This is a genomic window from Sporosarcina sp. SG10008 (assembly GCF_044569405.1).
Classification (GTDB): domain Bacteria; phylum Bacillota; class Bacilli; order Bacillales_A; family Planococcaceae; genus Sporosarcina; species Sporosarcina psychrophila.
Map to the genome: position 1 here is coordinate 557,658 of NZ_CP172607.1, position 22,272 is coordinate 579,929.

Here is a 22,272-nt window from a genome sequence, read left to right on the forward strand (position 1 = left end):
TTTTATTGTTAAGACTATTCTTCTTTATCATAGCCTAATCTAGATTTTCATTCACGTATTTTGATTGAAAACACGGAATTTTGTCGTATTAGGAGTTTTAGCGATAGGAAAAGATGAAATTTACGGTTAGAACTTGGAACATTGTATAATAGAGGATAAAAGTGAGTGTTCGCACCGGGAAAATAGGCGGAGGGAAGATATATGAACAAATTAGATACTAGTTTAATAAAAAGAATATTTACGGCTTCTACATTTAATAAAGGAGAAGCTTACCATAAAAGTGGTAGAGTACATGGTTTACAATTAAATAGTGCTAAGAATATATGGCGTGCAACAGTCTCTGGAAGCAAGTTGTATACTGTTCAAATAGAATTGAATGGTTACGACATTGATGATGATTGTAACTGTCCTGCGCATTATTCCTATGGAGAGTGTAAGCATGTTTGTGCTACGCTTTTGGCAATTGCCGATGAACAAAACGTTGCTACTAGTAGCAAAAAGAGTGGAACGAAAAATGCAAGATATCGGCGAGCTGAAGAGTTGATTGATTACTTTGGAGAAAGTAACAATCGTTCAGAATTGAATGCAGAAGATGAAGTGCTATTTGAAAGTAGAATTTCTATTGAGGGCACATACGTTAGCTAGCTATTATAGAGAAAAAGATATTTTTGACATTCAGATGAAAATTGGAACTAAACGATTATATATCGTCAAGGATATTCGGCAGTTATTCGATAGCATGTCACAAAACACTGACTTGCAGTTTGGCAAGCATTTTACGTATGATCCCGCATATCATGTGTTTCAAATGGAAGATTTGGCGATTATCCATAAATTAATGCAGTTTTATAAAACTGAAACCATCTATGATACGAGTACTTGGGGAGGTAACGGTAGGTCAGGAAAAGATATAGTCATACCTCCATACGCGGTAGATGAGTTACTTGCTACCTTGCAACATCAAAATTGTGTTTTTCAGCAAGAAGATTTCGTTTATGGACAACTGCAAATTGTAGACGAAGATCTTCCTTTCTCCTTTTCGCTTGAAAATGGCAAGTCCAAAGAATTTCAATTGAAAGTAAGCGGACATGTAGATGGGGAATATTTTAAAACCTATGGCTGGTATGCATATAAAGGGAAATTACATAAACTATCGGGTGAACAGCAACGGGCATTACAACTATTCGTTCCATTAATTAAAAGTGGAGGAAGTCCAATTATCCCGATATCAGCTGAACAAGTTGGGACATTTGTTTCACAAGCCATGCCAAAGCTAAAGAAAATTGGCAAGGTTCAAGTAGCCAAGACTGTTTCATCGATCATTATGAATCCTCCACTACGGGTGAAGATGTTTGTGGAAGGGACTAGTGATCGTATCGAGGTGAAGGTAGAGTATCATTACGATTCGATTGTCATTAACCCGATTGCCCAAAGTGAGACCGATGCTAATGAGGAACAAACGATATTAATCCGTGATGCAAAACAGGAACAATTATTTATGAATGCATTCGAGGATTCTTCATTGAAAGTGAGCGAGAATCAGTATTACACAGATGACGAGGAAGATATATTCGGATTTCTATACGACACATTGGCGCTACTTGAAGAGAAGGCAGACATATTTTTAGCGCCAGCCATTAAATCATTGATTCTACCTACAGAGAAAATGGCTAAAGTTGCTGTCGATATCCACTCAAGTGGGAACCTATTGGAAGTTGACTTTTCAATGGACGGAGTGGATTACGACAAGGTTCCACATATTCTCCAGTCTGTTATTGAAAAGAAACGCTATGTGCGTTTACCAACTGGAGCTTTTTTGTCACTTGATGATGAACAGTTGAAGGACGTAGCAGATCTTTATAAAGAGTTAAATGATAAATCGATTGAAATGGTAAATGGTAAAATGAACATGCCGTTATATAGAGGTCTGCAAATCGATGAGCGCTTAACGCAGTTGGACAAACAGAACCGGAAATTCGGGAAAAGCTTCCGGCAGTTCATAAGCGCCATTAAATCCCCAGAGGAAGAAGAATATGTGATACCGGACACACTTCAAGCAAACTTGCGAGATTATCAGTTGACGGGTTTTCAGTGGTTGAAGTCATTGGCACAATACCAACTGGGTGGAATTTTAGCAGATGACATGGGCTTAGGAAAGACCTTGCAATGTATTGCTTATATCCAATCTGAGAAGCAGGCTCAGTCGGGGAAGCCCGTGCTCGTAGTCGCTCCAGCATCATTGGTTTATAATTGGAAGAATGAATTCAGTAAGTTTTCTCCTGAATTAAGGGTGGATATCGCTACTAGAACAGTTCAGGAAAGAAAGGTTATTTTGGGCCAGGATAATATTCCGGATGTATACATTACCTCCTATCATACGTTGAGGCAGGATTTAGAGTGGTATGAGGAGCAAGAATTCCATACGCTTATTCTAGATGAAGCGCAGTCGATAAAAAACTATGCATCCAAAATTGCGCAAGCAGTAAGGGCGATAACGGCGCATAAGCGGTTTGCCTTGTCTGGGACGCCGATTGAAAATTCATTGGACGAGTTGTGGGCGATTTTTCAAGCAATCATGCCTGGGTTTTTACATGATCAGAAAACGTTTCGTAGTTTAAAACCTGAATACATTGCTAGGCTGGTTAAACCTTTTATTTTGAGAAGGTTGAAAAAGGACGTTTTGAAGGAATTACCTGACAAAATTGAAATGGTTCATTACTCAGAACTGAAGAAAGAACAGAAGGAGCTTTACCTCGGCTACTTGGACAAAATCCGCGCTGAAACAAAAGAGTCACTTGACACAGAAGGTTTAGGTAAAGGGAGAATTAAAATTTTGGCGGGACTGACAAGACTTCGACAGCTTTGTTGTCACCCCTCTTTATTCATCGAGAACTACGAAGGGCAATCTGGAAAGCTGGAAGAGCTTTTTGAGATTATTGAAAACGGACGGGAAAATGGCCGCAAAATCTTAATCTTTTCACAGTTTTCAAGCATGTTGAACATTATTAGGAAAAAACTTGTGCAAACAGGACAGAGTTGCTTCTATTTAGATGGTCAAACGCCAGCCAAGGAGCGAGTTCAACTCGTCGATGATTTTAATGAAGGATCTGAAACGATTTTTCTTATTTCATTAAAAGCGGGCGGAACGGGTCTGAATTTAACCGGGGCAGATACGGTTGTTCTCTATGACTTATGGTGGAATCCAGCAATCGAGGAGCAAGCGATTGGGAGGGCACATCGAATGGGGCAGAAAAATGTCGTTCAAGTTATAAAGCTAATTGCCCAAGGAACAATAGAAGAAAAGATAAACGAATTGCAGCAAAGTAAAAAGGAATTAATCGATCAAGTTATTCAAACAGGCGAAACGATGCTATCCTCGTTATCGGAAGATGATATTCGGGAGATATTATCGATTTAAGGTTATTCAGCAGGGATTCAAACCCCTGCTGAATAAAGTTGAAAACTCTGGTGGATGTCACAGCTTTTGAATTGTGTGAGTGCACAGAATCTCGTAAATATTACATTTGAAAGTGGGGGACAAGCCTAAGGATATTTCCGATATTCAGAGGTTGCTTGGCATGGGAGTGGAAAACACTAAAACATTTGTTAACGATGTAAGCATTGGAAGGAATGAACCTTGTATTTGTGGAAGTGGAAAAAAGTATAAAAAATGTTGTGGGGCATAAATTTCAGATAAGCCGTGCACAGCACTAGTCATTATATGAACGACAATTGCATGCTATATATGTTGAATTAAAGAAGCCCACTAAATTTACTGTGGCGCTCAATAAGGAGGGAGTATTAATTCGGGGTGCGGATTGTAGAACGCTTAGCGCTATTGGGGATGCCCTACGCAGTAAGTCTGGATTAGCGCTTCGCATCCAGTATTATAGCATCGGCGACCCCTTTTCCGCGCCAGCGCTAGGATGTTCATTATCGAGAGAAATGTGATTTTGAGATGTATATGCCGATTGCAGATTTCATCGCAGATAATGAAAAGCTCTTTCTTACATAGTCCATCCAGCGTAGGCGCGTCTTCGTGGTAGCCGGAGCGATAAGACTGAAAGTGGTTTCCTTTCTGGCTTATCGCGGGAGGCATCCACAAAGCGCCGAAGCGGTATTAGGGGGAATCCTAATTCATTTCAAGTACAAGGGCTTTTTCAGTGGCCTCCCAAAAGCCTGTGTAAAGCGCATACGCCGCAATCATTATTCTATATAATTTCCAGCGAAGGCTACCCCTATGAGGAGCCGAGCGTTGTTGAGAGGATTCTTTATGTCAACATATATAGTAGAATCATGAGATGAATCATAAAGGGGTAAATGTTGTGAAACGTATCGCGATAGATATGGATGAAGTCATATCGCATTTTAGCGCTAAATGTCTAGAATTATTTAATGATGAATTTAACGAAAGTTATACGGACCACCATTTGCATGGCAAGAAACTCATAGAATTAGATGCTAGATTTGAAAAGAAAGTGGACCACTATTTAGCAAACGAATTATTTTTCTTGGAGTTAGACGTGATCAAAGATAGTCAAGAAGTGATAAAAGAATTAAGTGCTTGCTATGAAATATATATTGTAACCGCAGCAATGGAGTTTCCAGCTTCGTTAGCACCAAAATATCGCTGGTTAAAGAAACACTTCAGTTTTTTGAATGAAAAGAATTTCGTCTTTTGCGGCGATAAAAGCATAATTCTTGCAGATTATTTGATAGACGATACGCCAAGTAATTTAGAAACATTTCAGGGGAAGGGCCTACTTTTCACAGCTCCACATAATGTCCATACAACCGGATATACGCGATTAAACAATTGGAAAGATACCGCGGATTATTTTCTTAAGTAAATTAGTGCGATAGAATCAAAAATAACCCCTCATCTTCATCAAAGGAAGAGAGGGGTATTATAAATTTAAGGTATCTGGTGCTGATACAACCCTGAATTGTATTAGTACCAGATACCTTTTATTTTTTATTATCCTTCATCATTTGTGAACCAATCGCGCCTACTATTAAAATGATCAATGAAATGATACTGTAGTCTTTAAAAAAGGTTGTAAACGGAATATCCAGAAGTCTAAACACAAGTGTAATAATTCGTCCTACTAATAATCCTAGTCCAATCATTACCATCCAATTAAATACTTTCTCTATAAAATTCATTGTAATCTCCTTTTTCTTGAGTAACTTCCTTCACACAATCGCTTTCTTAATTAACAACCTTGGTGCATCCTAAATTAACGACTATCCCAATCAGTAAATCAAGTACGATAAGACAGCTTTCGCAACAAGGTCTCCGCAGGACCTCTCACATTAGCGCGACGCATGAAATCGGCGATGACTACTGAGAGGAGCCAGGTGAATAACGCGATGACATCGCTGCCAGCTTGGCCCATATGTGCACCTAGACCGCCGGCATACGGAGCAAAAACAGCGATGAATACGACCGATTGAAAAATGTAAAAGGTCATCGAGCGCTGTCCTACTGCGGCGATAGCCATAGTGATGGGTCCTCGTTTTTCCCCAAGCTTGATGACTAACAATCCGATAAACGCTGCCCAGCCCAATCCACCTGCATAGCCAGTACCGGTGTGTAGAATAGTAGCGAACGTCTGCGCTCCAAACGATGGATTAGTCCAATACTGTGAGGACATCAGTGCCAACGGGATTGCTCCGACAGTAGCGAGACCAATACCAATCATTGAAGTGCGCACAAGCAAGAGCAGGTGTTGCTCCGGATTATCGAGGATTCGCCGCCGTGCCGCCAAAATTCCGATAAGCATGCCAGGGACGACCTGATAGACAAGCAAAGGTGTGTAGATAATCCACTCCGGAATACGGATAGCGCTAGCGAGAAATGGGTTCTCCAGCGCTATTGAGGAGAGTACAGCGTTATCTACTAAGGCGTCGTAACCACGAGGCATCAATGAACCAAAGATTGCTACTAGAACAAGAAATATTCCAGCAATCCATAACAGCTTCTTGTCTGATGCACGGAGGAATCCGACCAAGAGAAGGGTAGCCAGGCCATATAATGCTATGATATCTTCGAATAATAGTGCTACATGCAAGAAACCGATGAGAATCATCAACCAGCCTCGCCGGCGGAACAGCTTGCGAATTGAAATCCAATCGTTACCTTTTTCTTCCTGACGAAGCATGAGCTGGACCATACCGTAGCCAAAGAGGAGAAAGAACATAGGGAATGCACGGCCGTCAACTAAGACTTGCCGAAACAATACAACGATCTGGTCAACCTTTGTGATTTCTCGATCGGCGGCGTATAGAAATACGTGGGCGTGTGCCAATGCGATGAACAGTAGCATAAAGCCGCGGGCAAGATCCGGAGCAAGCTTCCGATCATAATTGGAGATAGGATTTGACTTTAGAGTAACGTTAGTCAAATTTGTTACCCTTTACTGCCTGATTAACAATTTTCACGAGCTCGCTGCTATACGTATCCAAGTCGACTTTTTTTGTTATAGCAGTGTGAGCCATATACTCTCCGATAGCTCCTTGAATCATACTGGCCATGACTACTACATTAAAAGATCCGAATTCCCCTTGTTTTTGACCATAATGTAGTATTTGTTGTAGTTCATACATGATTTGGTCCTCTTCATCATCGCCTAATTTATAGTAGGGAATGTTATCGGGCGTTCTGGCATTAAAGACAATTTCTATCAGAGCCGTATAACGTGTCGGATGCGTACCTTGATATGCTAAATTTGCCGCTATGAATGTATTCAGTTGCTCAAAAGCTGTATTTTCTCGACCAACTCTCTCTAAGATATAAGATGTTGACCCTTCTACAAGATTCATCAGAAGGTGGTTCATCAAATCGTTCTTATCCGAAAAATGGTAAGAAATTAATGCGGTACTGATGTCCGCTCTTTTAGCAATTTGAGAAAGGCTGGCTTTTAAGTATCCAATTTCATCAAGGGTTTTAATTGCTGCTTCCACAATTTGGTCACGTCTTGCTTCTGCGATAAACGATTTTTTTCCTTCAACTTTGTTATCTTCCTTCATTTATATGACCTCTATTATTTATATACATTATGATTCCTCCAAGTTAATTTGATTGTACAATCAAATTTTTAATTGATCACTCAATCAGATTTTAACACGGAGAAATTTCACGGTCAATTTATTAATGAAGTATAGCGATAGATATATGAGGGGGTTCACTGTATATTTATCGGTAGGATGTAATGTCGTAAGTAAATAACTTTTTATTGAGAGGGAGATGAATCAAGTGGACAGTGTAACCCGATCCTACTTTGAAAACCTAGAAGCAAAGGACAAAAATGTTCAATTTGAAGCGTTTAATGCTATTAATGCAGCTGTAAAAGAAGAAGTGGACTGGGCTTATGAAGTTTGGGACGAATTAAAGGAATGGCTAACAGATTCCGATAATCATCGAAGATCTAGGGGTGCTCAGTTCCTAGCTGGTCTTGCGAAAAGTGATCCAGAAAAACGTATATTAGGCGATTTTCCAGCGTTATGGGAAGTGACCAAAGATCCGAAATTTGTTACAGCCCGACATAGCTTACAGTCGATATGGAGAGTGGGCTTAGCTGGAAAGGAACAAAAACAACAAGTGATTCATCATATAGTGGAACGTTTTCAAAACGGTGTGCATGAAAAACATTACACCTTGATTCGATTTGATATGATTCAAGGCTTGAAAAATTTATATGATGCATTAAAAGAGGAAGAAATTAAACAGATAGCAATGGGTTTGATTGAGACAGAAGAAGATATCAAATACCGTAAGAAGTATATGACTGTATGGAAATGAAGAGTGGATAATATATTTATTTTAGGTGGGAGAAATGAAGAGTGAAATCGATAACTATTTACCATTATGACGCATTTAGTAAAGAGCCAAACAAAGGGAATCCTGCTGGAGTAGTGCTGAACGGGGATGATTTAACAGATTTTGAGATGCAAGAAATAGCTTACAGGGCAGGTTTCAACGAGACTGCATTTTTAGTCAATTCGAATGTGGCTGATCTTGGAATACGTTATTTTTCACCAGGACAAGAAATGGATTTATGTGGACATGGAACAATTGCTGCTGTATATGCTTTAAAGTCTAAGAATTTATTGAATGATAAGAGTAAACTAACAATTGAAACGAAAGTAGGGATTTTACCTATCAGAATAGATTCACAAGCGGATGGTGAGGAATACATAACTATGAAACAAGATTCCCCACAATTAAAAGACTTTAGCGGTTCGTACGAAGAATTGGCCCATTCAATCGGAATTAATAGAGATGATATAGAATCTGATTTACCCACTGTATATGGTAGTACAGGTTCATGGACATTGTTAGTTCCAATTAAGAAACTTAGCATTTTTAATAAAATGAAAGCTAACAATGAGCTATTTCCATCCGTATTAAAAGAAATACCTAAAGCATCTATTCATCCTTTTTGTTTGGAGACGTACGATCAAAATGCAGATATGCATGCTCGACATTTCTCTTCACCATATTCCGGTACAATTGAAGATTCCGTTACAGGAACAGCCTCAGGAGTGATGGGTGCTTATTACGCCGAATACATAAATAGAAACTTCGAAAACCATCTACGTATTTTAGTAGAACAAGGCCATGAAATGGGAAAGGATGGTCGTGTACTAGTTAAAGTCTCGAAAAATGAAAAAAGTTATGATATTGAAATTACAGGAACTGCAGTATATGTAAAAGAGCTTGAAATAGTTTTTGTTACGAACAAACACAACAAGGTTTAGACTTTTTGACAAAACAAAATCTCCTCATTTAGTAACCTGAGGAGATTGTTGAATAAGTATTTGGAAGTTGCAGGTCATGCTATTTCACATTAAATGTTAAAGTTTCGCGTATTCAGGATTAGCCACTTTTACGAGCTGTTTTCCCAGATTTGTTCCTTTAAATAAACCAAGGAATGCTTCTGGTGTATTTTCAAATCCTTCAACAATTGTTTCTTCATATTTCAGTTTACCTTGCAGTAGCCATTTACCTAAGTCGGTAAACCCTCTTTCAAAATCAGTGGCAAAATCGCCTAGCGTGAAGCCTTGCATCATAGCGCTCGTCTTGATCATAGCTGATTGAATACGTGGACCTCTATCTTTTCCTTCAGCATTGTAGGAAGAAATTGATCCGCATAATGGAATACGAGCATTTCGATTTAGCATTGTAAAAACAGCGTCTGAAACGTCGCCGCCTACATTATCGAAATAGACATCTACTCCATCAGGTACGGAATTTTTTAAATCTGTCCAGAAACTATCCTTTTTATAATTTACAGCTGCATCAAAGCCGAGTACATTCAATAAGTAGTCAATCTTTTCATCTGAACCTGCAATACCTACTACTTTGGCACCTTTGATTTTCGCGATTTGTCCAACTACTGATCCAACTGCCCCGGCAGCCCCAGAAACGACGACCGTTTCGCCTTCTTGGGGTTTTCCGATATCAAGCAATCCAAAATAGGCAGTTAAACCTGTCATGCCGAGAATACCTAAATGTGTTGAAATAGGTGCCATTTTAGGGTCTATTTTGCGAATTTCATTTGGAGTAGCTACGGTATATTCAGCCCAGCCAAGATTCCCAACAACGACATCACCTTGTTTAAAGGCGTCTGACTGGGATTCAACTACTTCAGCTACGACACCCCCTGAAATGACCTTATTCAATTCAAATGGAGCAATATATGACTTGGCATCTTGCATTCTTCCACGCATGTATGGGTCAACAGATAAATAAAGCGTCCGTACTAAAATTTCATTTACTTTTGGTGAGGGAACTGAATTCTTTACAAAGGTAAAGTCTTCTTTCGCAGGCATTCCTTTGGGACGATTTGCTAGGTGAATTTCCTGTTGTATCAATTGCTTCATTGCAATTCCTCCTTTGTAGTTTGCCGAATTAGTTGGCAAGTGAAAACCCTAACACTCAAGAGTTACTAAGGTCAATGATTATGGACTGGTGTTTCTTTTCCATTGAATTGCTATTGTTCAGCCTTGCTTTCTCCTGTGGACGAACTCCAAAATAGTATCCAAAAGTGTTATAATTATACTTAACTATAATTTGATGTTATTAATTTTAACTAAAGGAGGGCTTTAAACAAAAATGAAGAAAATAAATACACTGTTTCTCGCTTTAGCATTAACGGTAGCTTTACCGACGTCAGCTACTGTTGGATTAACAGCTAACGCGGCAGAAGCTCAAGTCGTTAAATCAGAAGACGTCACGACAGCTGCAAAATTTACGGATATTCCAAATAGCCACTGGGCGAAAAATGAAGTTATGCAACTTGTAGAAATGGGCATATTGACGGGTTACGGCGATATGCAATTTCGTCCGGATCTAGCAATGACAGTTGGAGAGGCTACTCAATCTTTTACAAAAGCGGGATATGAATTTTTAATCAAAGACGTGACAGGCAATTCTTTTGGTATGGAAGAACCTTTAACACGTAGGCAAATGGAGTTGGCATTAGTAGATGCATTTAATTTGCAAGATAGTGCATTAATCGAATGGCCAAGTCTTATTTCATTGGATAAAGGAAGTGTAGGCGCAGTTCCACAATACAGAATTATGCCAGGCATACAAAAAGGTCTATTCAATCACGGATCACAAGTAGACCGCGCTACTTTTGCGGTGATTCTGCATCAAGTACTTGTGGAGAAGGGGAACATTGCAACTACCAAAAAATATGAATTAACGAACTTAGAGCTGTCGCCTAATTTTACTCGGATTCCCTCTGCTGTGAATTTAATGAAGGTGTCATTTGATGAACATCCGATTTACCTAAGATCGACAGAGAATATACTTTTCACGAATCATACGAGAATCGATAACTCATTTTCACGAGATAATATTTACACTTATGACATCGGTATAGAAGGTGCGACCATTGAGTTAACGGTTCGTTCATTTGATAATGGCGATTACTTCTTATTTTCGAAAATCATTAACCCTACTGAATCTGCTGTAACAGTAGATGTCATTCAAAAAGAAAATGAAGTGGCTTCATTTGAGCTAAACCGTTATGATAAATACAAGATTAAACGTAATGATAAAGACGTTTTTGGCAGTGACACAACATCCTATCCGACAGGTTTACTCCAATTTGTGAAGCTAGATGGATCAGTGAAGGAGCGGATGGTTGGTCAGTCTTATTTGTCAAAGCAATTGTCATTAGAGTATGAGAATGATGGCTACAGTTACATGCGTCAATTGCTCGGTGAAAAAGAGGCACTGTCTTATGCTCAGGTTGGAACAACATTATTATCTGTGCATACGTTAAATTCAAAAGGCAATGACATTGTAGATCAGTGGTATATGAATGCGGATGACCAATTATTTGCGAATGAAGAGAATATGGAGAGCTGGATGCTTGAGTCAGCTAAGTATTATAAAAAACGTAATAATTGGTACACGGCGGGTGGCCCATACAATAAAATGGCGATAACCACAGAGCCAATGCCTGATACAGGGCAAGGATATGGGCGGAACTTACTTCTATTAAAAGAAGATCGTGCTCTGGTTTTATATAATGAGCAAGAGGATCGTTATTTTGAGAACTTAATTTACAACTCATTTGTTAACTTGAAGAATTTCAAAGGTGACAAAGATTATTGGGAAACAGAAGTTACAAGCACCTATTTGAAAGATTTATATGACATTACAGCTCCATTCATTGATACACGTTTTAATGAGCAAATCGCGCTTTTCTACTATAATAGTGGTGCTGATTTTGGAATTGAGAATGCGAAAGAGCCATTGCGTAATTATGCTGACTTACTAGTCTCACAAAAAAGTAAAGGAAACGTCATTCCTGTGAATGACGAGTCTTACTACATCGCGGATTACTTCCCGATTGCACAGCAAGTAACGACACATGCCTCTATGAATCATGTGTTGGGCGGTATGAACGTTTTACTCATGGCTTATAATGAGTTCGGTGATCAGAAGTATTTAGATACAGCGCAGGCTATACAAACAGCGATTGTAGCGGATAAAGATGATTGGATTCGTGATAATGGCGATATTTGGTATCGTATTTCCGCATTACGTGACTATAAAGGCGATGATTACAAGCACCTGACTTTAGAGGACTTAATAAATTCGTACAAACTTTGGAAAGATATTGATCCGACGTATTTGCCTTTATTAGAAGAAATGATTGCTTCAAAAGCTTCGTTTTTATCGAATGAAAATTTAGGTTACACAACTAAAATAAAGAACGGGTTACGTGATATCGACTTATCAAACTATCTTCCTAAAGGGGAAGAAAGAACAGATGCATTGTGAAGAAGAAAAAAACTAAATAGATACTGCTAGGGGAGCCGTTTAGGCTGAGACACATCATAGATGTAAACCCTTCGAACCTGATCTAGTTCATACTAGCGTAGGGAAGCAGCTGAAACTTTACACATAATGTCTTTATATACGTAGAAAACAGCCGCCTTCCGATTATGGAAAGCGGCTGTTTTCTGTTCCAGTGTATATATGTTGAACAAATGAAATAAAGATAGTGAACTGTGCGAAGGCGCATTACAAGGGCTAGCGCCGTAGTGAATTCAATGGAATTCTTTATTACAACGTATATAGATTCACCTACCAAAAATATAGATAAGGGATGGATGAGTAAAATGGAAAATAGAATTAGTAACCTAGTTGATGAACGTCAAGAGGAGTTAGTGCAATTGCTAGCGGACCTCGTTCGTTTCCCGACAGTTAGTCCACCGGCAAGAAATACAACAGGCGTACAGCGGTATATTCAAGATTTTTTAGAACAAGAAAAATTTGAAACGGTTAGTTGGGATGTATTTCCTAGCGACCCGAACGTTGTAGGCATTAAAAAGGGAACGGATGGAAACCTATATAACAGCCTAATCATTAATGGACATATAGACGTTGCAGAAGTGGGGTATGAAACAGAGTGGACTGTGCCTGTCTTTGAACTGACGACTAAAGATGGCAACGCATATGGGCGAGGAACATCCGATATGAAAGGTGCAGTAGCGGCGACTTTACTAGCCGTTAAATTATTAAACGAACTAGGTGTGGAACTGAAAGGTGATTTGCAAATTCAGACTGTCATTGGGGAGGAAGCGGGAGAGGCTGGAACACTTTCATGTATGGAAAAAGGCTATACAGCAGACTTTGCACTTGTAGTCGATGGCAGTGATCGTCAAATCCATGGTCAGGGTGGTGTGATTACCGGCTGGATAACGATTAAAAGTAAGGAAGTTTTCCATGATGCAATGAGGATGAGTATGCTTCATGCAGGCGGTTCGGTTAATGGGGCTAGTGCGATAGAAAAGATGATGAAGGTTATTGCTGGATTACAAGATTTAGAACGTCACTGGGCTGTGACAAAAAAATATCCGGATTTTGCGCCTGGCGCCACTACTATTAATCCAGCAGTTATAGAAGGAGGAAGGCATGCAGCTTTTGTGGCGGATGAATGTCGGCTCTGGATCACCGTTCATTTCTATCCGAATGAAACCTATCAATCTGTAACAAAAGAAATCGAAGAGCATTTGAACCATGTAGCAAAAGCAGACACGTGGTTAAGAGAAAATCCCATTCACTTTCGCTGGGGTGGAAAATCAATGATTGAAGAACGTGGAGAAATATTTCCGGCGCTTGAAATGAATGCGGACCATGCAGCTGTTCAACTTCTTGCACATTGTCATGAACAAACCGAAAAAAGTCCTGCAATAATAGGTATGTCGAGATCAGTAACAGATGCTGGATGGCTAGGTGCAGCAGGAATTCCAACTGTTATCTATGGTCCTGGAAAGTTGGAAGAGGCACATTCAGTCGATGAAAAGATAAACATTGAAGAATTAGTGGTATTTACCAAGACGCTTATGATATTTATAAATGAGTGGTGTAATACCACGTCTGTAAATTAACCATTTATTTGCATAAAACACTGGGTGAGTAGGGCTTCGAAAACCCATTTTAACTGGATCATTTCCGGTTCGCTTTCGGCGAAATAATCACGACATATTTACCGAGAGCCACGCTTTTTTCGTTAATCCTGTTGCGAATACTTGCCTGTCGCGTACCTACAATGTTCAAGTGAAAAATGCAGTTATGTTTGAAAGAAATGAATAGATGACTTTTTATCGAGATTGTAAGTGCCCGAAGATGCAATTTCGGGCACTCTTGCACGTTGTATAATGTACTTCTTGCATACATTTAACAAAGAGTATGCATCTAATCATATGATGTCTTATAGAAAGTGACACTTCTTTACTAAAAAAAGAAAAAATTATATAGAAAGTTTCAGCCGCCAAAATTGCATCTTTGGCGGCTTTTCTTCAATTAAGAAGCCAGTGATTCTTTCGTCCCAAAAAGCTTCAGAACTACGTGTACTCATGAATTTGGAACGCGATGGATGAAGGACTACCATACGATTACCGAAAAAGATGTGAGGGATGCGACAAAGTCGCATCCCTCACATCTAGACATCACGATAATGGTATAGTAGTCGTTTAATGCAAAGCAATCCAAATGCAACTATACAAAGAGTACCCAGTGTGTGATCAAGTTTTTTTGTTAATTTTGGTTAATCGACAGACGTGGTGTAATACGAAAAAATAGGGAGTGTAAGTAAACTTTCCATTCATCTAGTACTAGTATATTGTTGCATATCGCCAAATAATTGGGGTTATTTCTGATGCGGTTTCAAATGGTTGCTATGTTTCGAGTTAAATTCACATGGGATAATCTTAACGAGCCGTTTCACGCCGAACGATCGGAGCTACTTGTGTTGCTAACATTTCAATACTCGCTGCGACTTTAGAAAACGGCAAGCCGCCGATATCCATTTGTGCAATGAATCGTTGATGTCCAAATAGTTCGTGTTGGTGGAGAATCTTCTCAATTATTTGCTGAGGGCTGCCGACAAATAATCCGGTTTCGGGACTGGCCATATAATTGAAATCAGAGCGGGATATTCTCGTAATCATTCCATGTTGTTTGTTCACATATCCCCAATAATTTGCATAGTAAGGATAAAATTCGTCTTTCGCTTGTTGGGATGTCTTTGTTATATACGTATGTCCTGTTACAGCCACTTTTAAATCCTCTACACGATGTCCGGCACTTATGCCAGCTTGGCGATACAAATCAACAAGTGGTTTGAAACGAATTGGATCCCCACCAAGGATAGCTAATGCTAAACCAGTTCCAAGTTTTCCAGCTCGTATTGCACTATCAGGTGTTCCACCTACACCAACCCAAATCGGCAGTTTATTTTGAACAGGGCGCGGGGCAATCATAGAATTAGTTAAAGGCGAACGGAATGACCCATTCCAATTGACGATTTCATTGGTATTCAATTCTTGAAGCAGTCGTATGTTTTCATCGAACAGTTCGTCATAATTGTTTAAGTCATGACCGAATAACGGAAAAGATTCAACGAATGCACCACGACCTGTAATAATCTCAGCGCGACCATTCGAAATTAAATCGAGTGTAGCAAAATCCTCGAATAGGCGAACAGGGTCGACTGTGTTCAAAACAGTCGTTGCACTCGTCAATTTAATACGCTTCGTGTTTTGTGCCACTGCCGCCAGAACAACTGGCGGAGCTGATACGGCGTAGTCTAAGCGGTGATGCTCACCGACACCAAAAATATCAAGTCCGGCTTCTTCAGTCAGCTTTCCAATAGCCAATACTTCATGAAGGCGCTGTTGAATACTTATTGTTTTTCCAGTTAGGGGATCTGGACCAAGATCCCCAAATGTATATATTCCAATTTCAATTCCGGGTTTCCTAGTTTCTGTTTGCATTGTTCTCATCTCCTAAAACTAAGTTATTCCGCTTCAGAAACAAGGGTGAAACGTTCATTTATATGTTGAGGATTTTCGATTTCATCAAGAACTGCAATTGCATAGTCAGCATAGCTTACATAGCTGTCACCTTTTGAGTTCACGATTAAATTGTTTTTTCCTTTTTGATACGAACCCGTTCTTTTTCCTTCAGGATTAAAGAATGCTGCTGGGCTAATGAATGTCCATTTAACTCCACTCGTCTTTTGCAGGTCTTCTAAGTTCTTTCCTTGATTGGAAGCAGTTGCAAAGTATTCTTCAGGGAATTCCGGTGTGTCAATTAGACGGATGGTTTTTGCTTCATCTACAAACAAGCTTCCCGCGCCACCTACAACAATTAATCTTGTTTCTGGAGCGCCTTCAAACACCTCTATTAACTCTCTTCCGGCATCTAGATGAAGATGTTCCTGTCCTGCAGGAGCACCGAATGCATTTACAACAACATCAAATTGACGAAGGTCTTCAGCTTGTAGATTAAATATATCTATTTCGAGGGCGACAACATTTTCTTCAGTTAGTTTTGCTGCATTTCTAACGATAGCTGTTACTTCGTGTCCACGGTCATTCGCTTCTTTTACAATAAGGCTTCCTGCTTTTCCTGTAGCTCCGATAATTCCAATTTTCATGTTTAAATCCTCCAGTAAATTAGTTTTTTTATGCACATAAAATAATGCGCGCCTAGTGATTTGAAGCCATTGGCTATAATTAATCCGACTGTAACTGTAATGGTTACAGTTACAGCGGCGGCTAAAAAATCGAATGAACTATCCGATTTTTTGTGTTAATACCGATACTAATTCTTCCATCGTAATTTCATGTAACACAGATTCCATTGCTTCTTGAGCTCGAAGTAAAATCAGCTCAAGAACTGCCTCAATGTTGGCGCCAACCGGGCAATTTGGATTTGGTTTTTCATGAAATTGAAAAAGCTCGCCTTCTTCAACGACTTCGACTGCTCTGTACACATCGAGTAAAGTAATATCTTTTAAAGGTTTTTGAAGCGTAGCTCCCCCAAGACCTTGCCGAACTTGAATAAGTCCTACATTTCTTAGTTTACCAATTATTCTTCGTATGACTACAGGATTTGTATTCACACTTTCTGCAATCCATTCCGAAGTACAAAGCTCGTTACTTTCAATCGCCACGAGGGATAGAATATGAACTGCAACTGTAAAGCGACTACTGATTTTCATTGCAAGTAACCTCCCGGTGTAATCATTATAGTTACAACGCGTATTGATTGTCAATTGTTATTCTTCAAGTGATGGGGTGTGGATTGTAGAACGCTTGGCGCTTTGGGGATGCCTTTCGCCGTAAGCCTGGATATCGCTTCGCATCCAGTCTTACGGCTTCGGCGACCCCTTTGTCGCGCCTGCGCTAGGGTATTCATTATCGAGAGAAATGTAATTTTGAGATGTATATGCTGAGATAATAAGGTGATTACTAGTTGATACTAATTATATTAAAGAAAGACGTACTCCAACTTGCAGATTTCATCACAGCTAATGAAATGCGCTTTCTCACATAGAACATCCAGCGAAGGCGCGTCTTCGTGGTAGCCGAAGCGATAAGACTGAAAGGGGTCTTCTTTCTGGCTTATCGCGGGAGGCATCCACAAAGCGTCGAAGCGGTATTGGTAGGAGTTCTATTTTATGCTAGGTATCAGACTTTTCAACAGCCTCCCAAAAGCCTTGTAAAGTGCATACGCCATATTTATTTGTTCAACATAATATAGGGTGTTTGATCTTGATACAGAGCTGGAAATTATGATTTTAGGGACTTATACTAAACAAGTTTTAGAGACCCGGTTCTTGTTAACTTCACGAAACCTCTTATTGAAAAATGTAGTTATCTAGACCAATAAAGTGTTAACGACTTTGAAAAATGACTTTAAAACCAATGCCGATATAAACTAATCCTAAAATTTTTCCGCCCCACCGGCCAATCCCTAATCTCGGCTTCATCAGTCGCCCAATCGTACCCGTACCAATTGCCAAAATTGTTGTATAGATCATACTCAATGCAACGAAAATAATGCCTAGAATTAGAAATTGGATAAAGGTTGACCCATTTTCCGGCTTTACGAATTGTGGGAAAAAAGCTAAAAAGAAAAGAGCAGTTTTCGGATTCAAAGCTTCCACCAAAATACCATGCCCGTAAGCGCGTGATGCTGACACCTGTGAAATATCAGGCATCTTGGTTGTCGAAGCTTTTGCCAAAATCGCCCGAATACCCATATATAATAAATAGGACGCTCCCGCGAATTTCACAGCATTGAAAGCAACCGCGGAAGTCATTAGGATTGCTGAAAATCCGACAGCAGAAAATAACGTATGAATGAAATCACCTGTTGCTATGCCAAGTCCAGTCATGATTCCGGTTTTACGACCTCCCTGTGCCGCCCGGGTAATTGTTAATAAGACAGCAGGTCCTGGTATCAAAAACAATCCGATGACGACGATAATAAATGCGCTCAAAGTAGAGATATCAAGCATTTCACCACCCCTTTCGACTATTTTAATAAACAAACTAAATTTAAGACCGCTGGTACAGACAAAATTCCGAATTGCATTAGTGCCAAATGCCTTTTTTTATTCTCCATACTTTCCCTGGTTTCTCGCTTCAATATAATAGCCATCTAACTCTACTGCTATTGCTTCGTTAACATTTATATCTTTTATCTTATATAACTTTGTACCTTTTGGAACGAAATTTGAAAAAACCCCTTTATAGTATCCTTCATTTTCTACATACTTTTTCACCGTGCCAATTTCTTTCTCTACATCAACAATAACCGATTTATCAATTTCGTATATATCTTCGTTCCATACTACAAAATGGAATGCCCAATCTGTGCTACTCTGTTTACAACCTACAAGCAGTGTGAAAAAAATAGTGTAAAATATAAAGGTTGTAATTTTAGCTTTGTTCAATGTTTTTTTATTTTTAATTTCTAACATCATAGTTTTAATTCACCTCCTAAATCTAAGGTACCCACTGAATTATTAGTGGAAATATGTAAAACAATTGATTGCTATATCTAAATTACTTGCAGAAAAATAAAAAATACCAATTGTAGAGAGGGAAATGATGACTCAATCAGTGCCCTACACTATCAAAAGGAGCATAGATTATTACTAGTGTGAACGAAAATTTAGTCTTTTGTCAATTTCTAACCGAATGAATATATGTTACATCATTGTTCAGAAACTTAGTATTGATTCAATGTATAATAAAGGTTAAAAGGACGTGAGAAAGTGTGTCTGATTAATTTTCATTACGATGAACATCCGACGTACAAATTGATTGTAGCCGCGAATCGAGATGAGTTTTATGAACGTCCGACAGCTTCCGCAGAATTTTGGACGGATCAGCCTGATATATTGGCAGGACGTGATTTATTGCATATGGGGACTTGGCTCGGTATAACGAAGTCTGGTCGATTTGCAGCATTGACGAATTACCGTGATCCGGGAGAAGCTAATGCCGACAAAAAAACGCGGGGGGATATCGTCACAAATTTTTTGGCGGGGAACGTGTCGCCCGAAGTTTTCCTCGAAACGTTAAAAGAGAGAAAAGATGATTATGCAGGATTCAACATTCTCGTTGGTGATGCTGATTCCTTATTCTACTTTTCCAATAAGCAACCAGAAATTATGGAAGTATCCGCAGGGACACATGGTTTGAGCAATCAATTTCTAAACACTGCTTGGCCGAAAGTGGTGAAGGGGAGAACTACACTTCGGGATTATGTATTGGAACACGCTATTATTGATACTGATGCACTGTTCGAACTCATTTCTGATGCTGACGTCGCGCCAGATGCACTATTGCCGAATACGGGGGTAGGCTTGGACCTCGAACGGCAACTATCACCGCTCTTCATCAAAACTCCTAATTATGGAACCCGTTCGTCTACTGTTTTGTTAGTAGGGCATGATCAAAGCATTACTTTCGTTGAGCGTACTTTTGTAAACGGAGAATTGGCGAATGAAAGGAAGTATTTCATCTGATGTATTTACCACAAATACATATACAGAATTCCGAATATCTAGTGTGCAAGTTGCCAATCGATTCAGTTGATCGGAAACATTTTTCAGTCTTAATTGAAAAAGCTATAGAAAGCTCAAAATAGACCCTAACATTTTATAGAAGTACGACCATTTTAGGGACCAGGGTTTCCAAGCGAACGGTGCGGTTGTTACAGGTCCAGTCAAAGAATTAATGAAACTGCAAGAATTAAAAGGAATTCATTGCGTTTCATTAGGTGAAATTACGTATTGGAATTGGGATGCAGAATAAATCTGTTAGAATGAGATAAAGTGGTTGTTTGTGATTAGGTAGAAAGGATTGATTTTTAACTTCTGATTAATCATAAAAATACTTATGTTTCATGGGCCATGTCTAAGTGGTATAAAATGAGAAGGAAGGAGCTGCAGATAAATGGCTTTCATACATATTAGCGTGTTTATCGTAGCAATCGCGTTTGCGCTTGTTTCAGTATACTTTGCAAAATTGCTTTTCCGCGTGTCAGGTATCATTGGGACTGTTGGAAAGACTGTCAGTACGTTTGAAACTAAACTGGATAAGTCGGTTATTGAATTGGAACGAACGATTGCGGAGGCAAATACTACGGCAACAGATATTGAAGAAAAATCACTGGCATTAAATAGTGTTTTTTATACGGTCAAGCATGTTGGGGATTCGTCATCATTATTGGGTGAGGAATTGGAAGTGCGAACTGAGCGCTATGCACAAAACTCTTCATTGCCGGGGATAAAACCGTTCGTGCGCGTCATTCAGTTTTCTGAATTCGCTTCAAGCCTATTAACTTCTTGGCAACGTGGAAAACGTACTTAATTTAAAAAATTGAAATGAGGGATGGATATGGATTTAATGGGAATCGGCGTATTGCTGATTGGAATCGCGTTATTGGTACTTGCCATTTATCTCGCACGCGTATTGAATAATGTTGCTTCTATTTTAAATGGTGTTGATAAGACAATTGAACAACTACCAACTCAATTGGACGGCATCTTACAGGAGACAGGGAACTTAATCCAAAATAGTAATAACACTCTTGCTGATGTCAATGAAAAGCTTGGAACGCTGTCACCTTTGTTTCATATCGTCGGTGATGTTGGTGAGTCTACAAGGATATTGTCATCTTCACTTGTCGATTTGACTGCTTCCGCTAAGAATAAAATGAGCGAAGCAGATAGAGACAAGCAGGATAAGAGATTGGGTGGTTTATATGGTACTGCCGCTCTCGGATTCTATACAATGAGAAAAACTAAAATGGCTAAAAAACGGTCTGGTGTAATTCTTGGGAAAAACTTGTATAGCGAAGGTGAGAAACATACAATTGCTATTAATAAGATGAAAGAAGAAGCAAAAGAGGCTGTTAGTAGGGGAGAATAAAAATCGTGTGGAGGGATTAAGATTCCCTTCACACGATTTTTATTTGCTTAATTTGAATTTGTTTTAGGCATTTTTTCTGAGATTTCGTGTCTCTTCTGTGAAAGGAAGAATAGGAATGACAGTAGGCCAAAGATACCTTCATACTTTTTGCTTGTCACAAATTCCTTTGCGCCAGTAGTTTGTTGTTTTAACGAAGTTGTTTTATCAAGAGCAGCGGATGTGAACTTTTCTGCCTCTTTACCTACCTCTCCGATAATGTGGAATACTGGACTAATATCAGTTACTTGTTGATTGACGTTAGCGAGTGTCGTATTGCTTGCTTGAAGTACGGTCGTGGCTTGGCTTGTTACATCGTCTAATACCTTTGGCAGACGATCTGTTGTCTGTTGGAGGCTTCCAAGTACAGACGCTAGTTTTTTAATCGGTTTCAATAAATAAATGACGAGTATAGCAAATGCGATTCCGATAATGAGTACACCAATACCTAACCAATCCATATTGAATCACCTCATTTAATTTTTATGCTTTTCCTTTTGAAAACGGTAATAAACCCGTGCCGCTGTCTCAGTTAGAACCGTTGCTTTCTCCATAAAATCACGATATTTTTCGGGAGGTGTAGCAACATCATCCGAAATCGCAAGAATCGATCTGTTCATATGATCCGTGGAGTTTCCAAGTTTTTTTGCAGAGTCGGATAAGCTATTCAATGTTTGTAGTTTGTTTTCCGCATCATCGGCAATTCGGTTCGTCTTTTCCATCAATTGCTCGGATTGTTCAGTGATGCCAGTGAGTTTCGTCTCAACCCGTTTCAGTGTTTCTGAAACCTCTCCCATGGTCTGTTTTGCACTTTTTAATGTGATGATAACAAAAATGACAATAAGCAATAAGGATAAGGATGCAATGAGGGCACTTACATATAAAAGAATTTCCATTAATACTTCATCTCCAATTCGGACTATATATGTTGATATAAAGAATTCCATTGAATCTGCTGCGGCGCCTTCG

General features: G+C 39.3%; 22 protein-coding genes, 1 pseudogene and 1 riboswitch. Of the genes and pseudogenes, 12 read left to right on the forward strand and 11 right to left on the reverse strand.

Features of this window, described 5'->3' with window-relative positions; all coding sequences use genetic code 11:
- The first annotated feature begins 201 nt into the window (after nt 1–201).
- The 4 genes from ACGLYD_RS02870 to ACGLYD_RS02885 all read left to right on the forward strand — a co-directional run bounded on the left by ACGLYD_RS02870 (nt 202) and on the right by ACGLYD_RS02885 (nt 4,850).
- Nucleotides 202–645, forward strand: a complete 444-nt coding sequence (locus ACGLYD_RS02870) for a hypothetical protein (RefSeq protein ID WP_354313695.1) — start codon at nt 202–204, stop codon at nt 643–645.
- Nucleotides 605–3,418 (forward strand): DEAD/DEAH box helicase, encoded by a 2,814-nt coding sequence (locus tag ACGLYD_RS02875; RefSeq protein WP_399631243.1) that lies wholly within the window; start codon nt 605–607, stop codon nt 3,416–3,418. The genes ACGLYD_RS02870 and ACGLYD_RS02875 overlap by 41 nt, the downstream gene beginning before the upstream one ends.
- 160 nt (nt 3,419–3,578) lie before the next feature.
- Nucleotides 3,579–3,686: an SEC-C metal-binding domain-containing protein gene (locus ACGLYD_RS02880; RefSeq protein WP_082786504.1), complete on the forward strand. Its 108-nt coding sequence runs from the start codon at nt 3,579–3,581 to the stop codon at nt 3,684–3,686.
- Between the two features lie 639 nt (nt 3,687–4,325).
- Complete coding sequence (locus ACGLYD_RS02885; RefSeq protein ID WP_067206758.1) at nt 4,326–4,850, forward strand: 5' nucleotidase, NT5C type; 525 nt, start codon at nt 4,326–4,328, stop codon at nt 4,848–4,850.
- 118 nt (nt 4,851–4,968) lie between these two features.
- Here ACGLYD_RS02885 and ACGLYD_RS02890 read toward each other — a convergent pair whose 3' ends face one another.
- From ACGLYD_RS02890 to ACGLYD_RS02900, 3 genes are all read right to left on the reverse strand, one after another.
- Complete coding sequence (locus ACGLYD_RS02890; RefSeq protein WP_067206759.1) at nt 4,969–5,166, reverse strand: hypothetical protein; 198 nt, start codon at nt 5,164–5,166, stop codon at nt 4,969–4,971.
- Nucleotides 5,167–5,264: 98 nt separating this feature from the next.
- Nucleotides 5,265–6,092 carry a DUF418 domain-containing protein gene (locus ACGLYD_RS02895; protein WP_255428604.1) on the reverse strand — a complete coding sequence of 276 codons (828 nt, stop codon included), beginning with the start codon at nt 6,090–6,092 and terminating at the stop codon, nt 5,265–5,267.
- Between the two features lie 307 nt (nt 6,093–6,399).
- A complete protein-coding gene (locus ACGLYD_RS02900; protein WP_067206763.1) occupies nt 6,400–7,032 on the reverse strand; it encodes a TetR/AcrR family transcriptional regulator in 633 nt (210 codons plus the stop codon).
- A 226-nt stretch (nt 7,033–7,258) separates the two neighbouring features.
- Here ACGLYD_RS02900 and ACGLYD_RS02905 point away from each other — a divergent pair, with 226 nt between their 5' ends.
- A complete protein-coding gene (locus ACGLYD_RS02905; protein WP_067206766.1) occupies nt 7,259–7,804 on the forward strand; it encodes a hypothetical protein in 546 nt (181 codons plus the stop codon).
- 41 nt (nt 7,805–7,845) lie between these two features.
- The gene (locus ACGLYD_RS02910) at nt 7,846–8,763 is read left to right on the forward strand and encodes a PhzF family phenazine biosynthesis protein (protein ID WP_067206769.1); all 918 of its coding nucleotides are present in this window, start codon (nt 7,846–7,848) and stop codon (nt 8,761–8,763) included.
- A 96-nt stretch (nt 8,764–8,859) separates the two neighbouring features.
- Here the strand turns inward: ACGLYD_RS02910 and ACGLYD_RS02915 are convergent, their stop codons facing one another.
- Nucleotides 8,860–9,888: an NADP-dependent oxidoreductase gene (locus ACGLYD_RS02915; protein ID WP_399631249.1), complete on the reverse strand. Its 1,029-nt coding sequence runs from the start codon at nt 9,886–9,888 to the stop codon at nt 8,860–8,862.
- 232 nt (nt 9,889–10,120) lie between these two features.
- Between ACGLYD_RS02915 and ACGLYD_RS02920 the strand changes: the two genes are divergently transcribed.
- Both ACGLYD_RS02920 and ACGLYD_RS02925 read left to right on the forward strand, forming a co-directional pair.
- Entirely contained in the window at nt 10,121–12,307 is a 2,187-nt protein-coding gene (locus tag ACGLYD_RS02920) for an S-layer homology domain-containing protein (RefSeq protein ID WP_399631251.1), read from the forward strand.
- A gap of 18 nt (nt 12,308–12,325) precedes the next feature.
- A riboswitch (TPP riboswitch) is annotated at nt 12,326–12,428 on the forward strand.
- 211 nt (nt 12,429–12,639) lie between these two features.
- The gene (locus tag ACGLYD_RS02925) at nt 12,640–13,920 is read left to right on the forward strand and encodes an acetylornithine deacetylase (RefSeq protein ID WP_399633085.1); all 1,281 of its coding nucleotides are present in this window, start codon (nt 12,640–12,642) and stop codon (nt 13,918–13,920) included.
- Nucleotides 13,921–14,742: 822 nt separating this feature from the next.
- Here ACGLYD_RS02925 and ACGLYD_RS02930 read toward each other — a convergent pair.
- The 5 genes from ACGLYD_RS02930 to ACGLYD_RS02950 all read right to left on the reverse strand — a co-directional run bounded on the left by ACGLYD_RS02930 (nt 14,743) and on the right by ACGLYD_RS02950 (nt 18,809).
- The gene (locus ACGLYD_RS02930) at nt 14,743–15,807 is read right to left on the reverse strand and encodes an LLM class flavin-dependent oxidoreductase (RefSeq protein WP_340741658.1); all 1,065 of its coding nucleotides are present in this window, start codon (nt 15,805–15,807) and stop codon (nt 14,743–14,745) included.
- A gap of 23 nt (nt 15,808–15,830) precedes the next feature.
- On the reverse strand, nt 15,831–16,472 hold the full coding sequence (locus ACGLYD_RS02935; RefSeq protein WP_399631254.1) for an NAD(P)-dependent oxidoreductase: 642 nt from the start codon (nt 16,470–16,472) through the stop codon (nt 15,831–15,833).
- A 138-nt stretch (nt 16,473–16,610) separates the two neighbouring features.
- Nucleotides 16,611–17,039, reverse strand: coding sequence for an Rrf2 family transcriptional regulator (locus ACGLYD_RS02940; RefSeq protein WP_354313689.1), 429 nt, complete (start codon nt 17,037–17,039; stop codon nt 16,611–16,613).
- Nucleotides 17,040–17,714: 675 nt separating this feature from the next.
- Nucleotides 17,715–18,341 carry a LysE family translocator gene (locus ACGLYD_RS02945; protein WP_342537751.1) on the reverse strand — a complete coding sequence of 209 codons (627 nt, stop codon included), beginning with the start codon at nt 18,339–18,341 and terminating at the stop codon, nt 17,715–17,717.
- Between the two features lie 96 nt (nt 18,342–18,437).
- A complete protein-coding gene (locus ACGLYD_RS02950) occupies nt 18,438–18,809 on the reverse strand; it encodes a hypothetical protein (protein ID WP_067206789.1) in 372 nt (123 codons plus the stop codon).
- Between the two features lie 294 nt (nt 18,810–19,103).
- Here ACGLYD_RS02950 and ACGLYD_RS02955 point away from each other — a divergent pair, with 294 nt between their 5' ends.
- From ACGLYD_RS02955 to ACGLYD_RS02970, 4 genes and pseudogenes are all read left to right on the forward strand, one after another.
- On the forward strand, nt 19,104–19,859 hold the full coding sequence (locus tag ACGLYD_RS02955; RefSeq protein WP_342537752.1) for an NRDE family protein: 756 nt from the start codon (nt 19,104–19,106) through the stop codon (nt 19,857–19,859).
- 196 nt (nt 19,860–20,055) lie between these two features.
- A pseudogene (locus ACGLYD_RS02960) lies at nt 20,056–20,148 on the forward strand (hypothetical protein); the annotation flags it as partial.
- A gap of 141 nt (nt 20,149–20,289) precedes the next feature.
- On the forward strand, nt 20,290–20,706 hold the full coding sequence (locus ACGLYD_RS02965) for a DUF948 domain-containing protein (protein ID WP_354313687.1): 417 nt from the start codon (nt 20,290–20,292) through the stop codon (nt 20,704–20,706).
- 27 nt (nt 20,707–20,733) lie between these two features.
- Entirely contained in the window at nt 20,734–21,267 is a 534-nt protein-coding gene (locus ACGLYD_RS02970; RefSeq protein WP_082786505.1) for a DUF948 domain-containing protein, read from the forward strand.
- A 47-nt stretch (nt 21,268–21,314) separates the two neighbouring features.
- On the opposite strand, the gene ACGLYD_RS02975 is transcribed toward ACGLYD_RS02970, so the two are convergent.
- Both ACGLYD_RS02975 and ACGLYD_RS02980 read right to left on the reverse strand, forming a co-directional pair.
- Nucleotides 21,315–21,764, reverse strand: coding sequence for a DUF948 domain-containing protein (locus tag ACGLYD_RS02975; RefSeq protein ID WP_338653200.1), 450 nt, complete (start codon nt 21,762–21,764; stop codon nt 21,315–21,317).
- A 15-nt stretch (nt 21,765–21,779) separates the two neighbouring features.
- Nucleotides 21,780–22,199 (reverse strand): DUF948 domain-containing protein, encoded by a 420-nt coding sequence (locus ACGLYD_RS02980; protein ID WP_067206802.1) that lies wholly within the window; start codon nt 22,197–22,199, stop codon nt 21,780–21,782.
- Nucleotides 22,200–22,272: the final 73 nt, after the last annotated feature.